Raw genomic sequence first — 2312 nt, 5'->3', positions numbered from 1 at the left:
AAAGAGGAAAAAATGTATCAAACGATTTTATTTGACCTAGACGGCACCTTGACCAATTCAGAACTAGGGATTACCAACTCGGTGGCCTATGCCTTAGGAAAATATGGGATTCAAGTGCCAGACAAGAAAGCATTGAGAGTTTTCATCGGTCCGCCCTTGCAGGAGTCTTTTGAGCGCTTTTATGGATTTTCTAAGGAAGAATGTTTAAAGGCCATTGACTACTATCATGAGTATTTTTCCGAAAAAGGCCTTTATGAAAATGAGGTCTATCTAGGCGTTCCTGACTTGCTGGCTTCTCTCAAGCAGGCTGGCAAACAGTTGATTGTAGCTACGTCAAAGCCTGAAGAATTTTCCATTCAAATTCTCAAACACTTTGGTTTGTATGATTATTTTGACTTTGTCGCTGGTGCGACCATGGATAGAAAACGTAGTAAAAAAAGCGATGTTATCCAGTATGCCTTGGAGCAAAATGGGATTACAGATTTGGCGCATACCATCATGATTGGAGACAGGGAGCACGATGTGCTTGGCGCTCAAGCGCAAAAGCTTGATTCTATCGGTGTCCTTTATGGCTTTGGAAGCAGGGAAGAATTGGAAGAAGCCGGCGCCACCTATATTGCTCAAGAAGTTGGCGAAATTGCAGCTTTTATAGGATAACCTTTTCCAAAATATTAAAAGTTGGAACTTTTCTAATCTGCTGAATATTGCTTGATTTAATATTTCTATCGGTGTACACTTACTGTAGGTTAAGTCACACAGATTAAGAGGTGATAATATGAATTTGTCACGATATATATTAAAATATAGTACTGATGATGGTACGTTGTATTTTAATACTAAAACCAATCATTCATTTTTTCTTACGAATGAATTGAATAGAGTAGTCGACAGCAATGATGTGATTAGGAAAGAGTTTCATGCTTATCTTGATAAAAATAAATATTTAAGTGAGGGTGAGTATGAGGTCGAAAAGTATCTATCTAAAATAAGCGATACAGATGCTGAATTATTGGAACTAACAATTTTGACACATGGAGATTGTAATTTTCGGTGAAGGTTAAAGTGAATAACAAATTCGATGACAAAATGAATGCTAAACCTAGAGTATTTAACTATAATTGTGATTGTAAATAATCACGATTTTAAATAAATTTAGAGAAGAGGGTTGTGCTAGCCCTCTATTTTGATGGATGATAATTATGAGAAATATTTATAAGTACATTGATAAGAAGTATCTTTTTCCTATTTTTTTAGGGCGTATTGTGAATAGTGGTTTGGTGTTGGCGCAACCTCTGATTTTAACGAAGGCCTTGAAGTTAGATCAAGACGGCCTTTCTTATGGAAAAATTCTCAATTTTGTTTTATTTGGTTTGTCTGTCTATCTTGTTATTTATAGTCTGATGCTGTTTTCAAACTATTCGCACAATATATTCCGAAGAGAAATCAACAAAAGTGTCCGTGCCCTTTTATTTAAGAAAGTCATATTGAATCCTAAATTTTCCAATGATGAAAAAGTTAGTCTGCTAACTCAAGATATGGAATATGTGGGCGATAATTATTTGGAAAATATAAATGTTATGGTGAGTTGGGGATTTGTCGCCCTTGTTACAGCCATTTATATTGTTTCACAAAATTTTCTCTTAGGACTTATTTTTGTCATTTTTACGATTATGAGACCTATTCCTCAGTTCATCATGAATCGTCGTTTACAAGATTCGGGAGACAGCTGGTCCAAGCTTAGAACGAAATTACATGGGCTTGTCTCGGATAGTATGCAAGGCAGCCAAACCTTACGGATTAATCAGGCCATGAGGCTGAATGAAGAGCGCGTGAATGATTTAAACGGAGAATATCAAAAAGCCATCCAAAGATTTTGTTTCACACATAATATTATTTTTTTCTTTAATGGATTTATGGTCTTTTTTAGTCAGGTTGTTCCTCTTGCTTTAGGCTTTTATTTGAGTTTACAGGGAAATTCTATTTCTATTACAAGCCTCATCTCTATGTATGTTGCTGCGGGGATGCTGGTAGAACCGATCCAAACTCTGATGTACAGTGCAGCCAATCTCCAAGGTGCCTTGCCGACTGCGAACCGCCTGTTTAAGATTATCGAGGAAGAACCTGATTTCGAAGAGACAAAGGATCAATTTGTTGAAAATCTCGAATCGTTGCGCTTAAATCATATTTCAAAAAGTTTTGCTGAACGTCAGCTTTTTTCTGATTTGACGGCGACGATTTCAGTAGGTCAGAAGGTCTTAATCAAAGGACCGAGCGGGTCTGGAAAGACGACTCTTTTTCGCTTGATTTTAGGA

General features: G+C 36.7%; 3 protein-coding genes. All 3 read left to right on the top strand.

The window, feature by feature from the left end:
• Positions 1-657 (top strand): HAD family hydrolase (locus SPADD19_RS12070; RefSeq protein WP_241496564.1); only part of this gene is annotated, 657 nt, incomplete at its 5' end.
• Positions 658-775: 118 nt separating this feature from the next.
• Positions 776-1054 carry a hypothetical protein gene (locus tag SPADD19_RS08870; protein ID WP_003009004.1) on the top strand — a complete coding sequence of 93 codons (279 nt, stop codon included), beginning with the start codon at positions 776-778 and terminating at the stop codon, positions 1052-1054.
• 145 nt (positions 1055-1199) lie between these two features.
• On the top strand, positions 1200-2312 hold a 1113-nt coding region (locus SPADD19_RS08865), incomplete at its 3' end, for an ABC transporter transmembrane domain-containing protein (RefSeq protein WP_241496563.1).

It is taken from the genome of Streptococcus parasanguinis (genome assembly GCF_001578955.1).
Taxonomy (GTDB): domain Bacteria; phylum Bacillota; class Bacilli; order Lactobacillales; family Streptococcaceae; genus Streptococcus; species Streptococcus parasanguinis_U.
This window is presented reverse-complemented; position numbering and strand designations above follow the sequence as displayed.